The organism is Candidatus Zixiibacteriota bacterium (assembly GCA_022865345.1).
In the GTDB taxonomy this organism is placed as follows: domain Bacteria; phylum Zixibacteria; class MSB-5A5; order MSB-5A5; family RBG-16-43-9; genus RBG-16-43-9.
Genome location: JALHSU010000238.1, coordinates 1 through 3,780 on the forward strand (window position 1 = coordinate 1; position 3,780 = coordinate 3,780).

Annotated in this window: 4 protein-coding genes; 1 reads left to right on the forward strand and 3 read right to left on the reverse strand. The window is 41.3% G+C overall.

Annotated elements, in window-relative coordinates:
• The 3 genes from MUP17_11250 to dnaA all read right to left on the reverse strand — a co-directional run.
• On the reverse strand, positions 1-269 hold a 269-nt coding region (locus MUP17_11250; GenBank protein MCJ7459557.1), incomplete at its 3' end, for a nuclear transport factor 2 family protein.
• Between the two features lie 99 nt (positions 270-368).
• Positions 369-1,484 (reverse strand): DNA polymerase III subunit beta, encoded by a 1,116-nt coding sequence (gene dnaN / locus MUP17_11255; GenBank protein MCJ7459558.1) that lies wholly within the window; start codon positions 1,482-1,484, stop codon positions 369-371.
• 258 nt (positions 1,485-1,742) lie between these two features.
• Complete coding sequence (gene dnaA, locus MUP17_11260) at positions 1,743-3,107, reverse strand: chromosomal replication initiator protein DnaA (GenBank protein ID MCJ7459559.1); 1,365 nt, start codon at positions 3,105-3,107, stop codon at positions 1,743-1,745.
• Between the two features lie 504 nt (positions 3,108-3,611).
• On the opposite strand from dnaA, the gene rpmH reads away from it, so the two are divergent.
• Positions 3,612-3,761, forward strand: a complete 150-nt coding sequence (gene rpmH / locus MUP17_11265; GenBank protein MCJ7459560.1) for a 50S ribosomal protein L34 — start codon at positions 3,612-3,614, stop codon at positions 3,759-3,761.
• Positions 3,762-3,780: the final 19 nt, after the last annotated feature.

A 3,780-nucleotide genomic window follows, 5' to 3' on the forward strand; every position in this document is an offset into this window, starting at 1 on the left:
ACTCCCATCTGGAAGAATTTCTTATACAATTCCTCGATCGCCTGTTTTCCCTTAACTATCTCACCGTCAGGCGGGACCATGGTGGCGTCATCCGTGTACAAGGCAACTGCGCCATCCACATTACCCTGTCGTATCGCTTCGCTGTACTTAGCATTCGCCTCTTCAATGGACTTCCGAACCTGCACTTCATCGAAAGCCTCATGCCTTGCACAAGAGAGCTGAGTAAGAGAAAAACCCAGCACGAACATTACTGTAATTAAGTGTTTCATGCTTTGCTCCTTTTGAGATTGTGAGACACATTCCGTCGTAGAACAGGCATTTCCTACCTGCCTTTGGCGGGTTTCCCGGACTTGCCTGTTCCTACTCTCCTACTCCACTAACCTCAGAGGCATTATCAGGCAGAGATATTCTTCGTCTTCTTTTTTCTGAGTTGAGTAGACCATTCCGGCTGAGACCGGAGTGGATAGCTCAAACATGACCTCATCCCCATCTATCTGCTTGAGAGCATCCAGGATATACTGGGCATTGTAACCTAAATCCAAATCCTCATTTTTGTAATCGCAGGGGATTTTCTCCTTTGCCTCTCCGCCCATATCGAAATTGGCAGAGGAAAGCTCCAAAATATCTTTTTTTAAGGAGAATTTTACCTGATGGGTTAAGAGATTGGAAAGTATGGAAACCCTTTTTACGGTGTTAGCTAAAAGCTCTTTTTCCACGATTAATTTTTTATCATTATCCTTTGGTATGACCTGTTCGTAACTGGGATAAGGTCCCTCTATCAGCCGGGTCGACAGAATCGTGTCTCCCAAATCGAAGACTAAACTGTTTTCCTCAAAGATGAGCCCTACTTCTTTTTCCTGGTCTCCGATCAGTCTGGTCAGAACTCCCAGGATCTTTGGAGGTACTATCACATCCTCATGCAGGCCTTTGAGCTTTTTATTTTTCTGGGAAAATTTTGCCAGACGATGACCATCTGTGGCCACCATCTGGATATTCTCGCCTTTGGTCTGCCACAAAATCCCGTTTAACGCTGGCCTGGTCTCATCAGTTGAAACCGCATAGATGGTTCTTTTTATCATCCTGCAGAGGTCCTGACCGGCTATCTTTATCTCTTTGGATAGATTGACTGTGGGTAGTTTGGGAAATTCATCCACTGGTAAACCTGGAAGTTTATAAACACCGTGATTTATCTTAAGCTCCATCCGGTTATCAGCCGCACTGATCTCGATCTGGGTTTCAGGCGATTCCCGGATTATATCGGTAAAGGTTTTTGCCGGGACCGTTATCTCGCCCTTTTTTGTCACTTTTGCTTCCAGGGTGGTGGTCATCGATATATCCAAATCCGTAGCCGCCAATTTGATCTTGGAATCATCCGCCTCTATGAGAATGTGTGATAAAATCGGCAAAGTGGTCTTGCTGGGAATAACGCTTACGATATCCTGTAAGGCGGAGAGCAACTTGCTTTTTAAGATTGTCAACTTCATTTCCTTCCTCCTGTATATTTTAATTAAAGATAGTTATAAAATAATAATTAATAATAATAAGGTGGATTTGTTGATAAAATTTAATTCTTTAAAATTAACTCTTTTAACCTCTTGACTTTTACTTAAAATTTTCAAATACTGATCAGTGGATAAGATATTAAAATACCATCAACTATTCAACAAAAATCTTTTAGAAACCTTTCTCCACTTTCAACCCACAACTTATCCACTGGATCCCTCAAGGTCAAATTAGACAAATTAGGATGAATATAGAAAGTTGATAATCTGATCGATTTTTAATTTGAATTCCAAATCCTTTTTCAGATTCTCAGCGATCAGATTACAGGCATGAATAACTGTAGAGTGGTCCCTTCCTCCAAATTCAAGACCTATGGTTTTCAGGGAGGTCTTGGTCAAGCTCCGGGTTAAATACATAGCTACCTGCCGGGCCAAGGCTATCTCCTGGGTTTTTCTTTTGGAGCAAAGGGACTCCTCAGTAAGGTTAAAACTTTCTGCTACCTTTTTCCGGATATCTTTTATAGTTATCTCCTTGGACCTGTTTTTCATAACATCCTTCAAAACCTCCCTGGCTAACTCCACGCTTAACTCTTTGCCATTCAGGGAGGAATAAGCTAAAAGTCTTATCAATGCCCCTTCTAATTCCCTTATGTTGCAGGTTATATTGTCCGCAATGAAGACTGCAACCTCCTGGGGAATGGTCACCCCATCCGATTCGTTTTTTTTCTGCAGGATAGCGATCCTGGTTTCTAAATCCGGTGGCTGAATATCTGTGACCAGACCCCACTGCATCCGGGACAAAAGCCTCTCCTCTAAACCTTTGATATCTTTAGGAGGACGGTCAGAGGTTAAGATGATCTGCTTTCCGCTCTGGTAAAGCGCATTAAAGGTATGAAAGAACTGAACCTGGGTCGATTCCTTGCCTGCGAAAAACTGGATATCATCTAATAGGAGCAAGTCTACATTCCGGTAGTAGTTGACAAACTCCTGGGTGGTATTCTTGGTGATTGAATTTATGAAATCGTTAGTGAACTCCTCGCTGGTAGCATAGAGGACATTTAACTCTTGATATTCTTCTCTGACATAATGTCCAATCGCCTGGGCCAGATGGGTTTTACCCAAGCCCACTCCTCCGTAAACATAAAGCGGGTTAAACTTAGTCTTCCCGGGTGCCTCAGCCACAGCTAAGGCTGCCGCATGGGCAAACTGGTTGCTTTCTCCAACCACGAAGGTATCAAAGGTATATCTGGGATTGAACCGGTTATTCTTCTGACTTAGTTTGGGTTTTTTAAGAATGGCGGCAGCTTTTTTTTCGTTGTTTTCAAAATTTATTCTGTTAAAGGTCTCCCCGGTCTGGTCTGAGATCGAAAAGGATAAAGGCAATTTCTCCTGAATTACTTTCTCCATTGCCTCCTGGATAAGCTCAAGATAGTGTTCTTCAATCCATTCCCCTACAAATTTATTCGGAACTGCTACCTTTAATACTTTTTCCTCAGAGGGTATCCCCCGGGTAGGTCTGAGCCAGGTATTAAAACTCTGCTTTTTTACTTTCTGGCTTAAATAACTGAGGCATTCCTGCCAGACCTTTTCGTTATCTGCCGGCATAAAATTTTGTATGAGCAATTGATTTCCCTTCATACTGTGGAAAGTTATCCACAGATGTTTATAAAGAAGTGTGCTTTGTAAGGCTTGAGGTTATGAGGATCTATTTACAGGATTCCACTGAATTATCCACAAGATTTTTTTAAATTCTGCATACCTGTTGTAAAAGCAGGCTCTCCTCCTAGACTTATTGATCAATATCTTGAGATATCCTCACCCAGTTTGTCATCTCGAAGATAACTACCTCTTTAGACTTGTCAAGAGATTTTAGAAAAAAACTTTGGAAAAGATTTAATCTGTTTATGAACCAAAGATTAAAAAGATTTTATCTGAAAAATCCCGAGAGAATTTCAAGAATATCTTCGGGAATATTTGATTTCAAAAAAGAACAGTCACTTATCCCCATTCAGATTAAGACGATAAGAAAAAAACTTGTAAATTCATTCTTCCTTTTTCGCTTGACTCTGCTTGAGGCGGAATATATAATAACTGAAAAGGGAGTGAAAAATGAAAAGGACATATCAGCCTTCAAGAATCAAAAGGGTGAGGGACCACGGTTTCAGAAAAAGGAGCAAGACCAAAGGAGGCAAAAGGGTCTTAAAACGCAGAAGAACGAAAAAAAGAAAAAGATTGACCGTGAAGATCAAAGGGAAATGATGAAAAAGGAGGGGTTTCC

Excerpts from the sequence above, each read along its gene's own strand:
- dnaN (MCJ7459558.1), bottom strand. The coding sequence starts at position 1,484 with ATGAAGTTGACAATCTTAAAAAGCAAGTTGCTCTCCGCCTTACAGGAT.
- dnaA (MCJ7459559.1), bottom strand. The coding sequence starts at position 3,107 with ATGCCGGCAGATAACGAAAAGGTCTGGCAGGAATGCCTCAGTTATTTA.
- rpmH (MCJ7459560.1), top strand. The coding sequence starts at position 3,612 with ATGAAAAGGACATATCAGCCTTCAAGAATCAAAAGGGTGAGGGACCAC.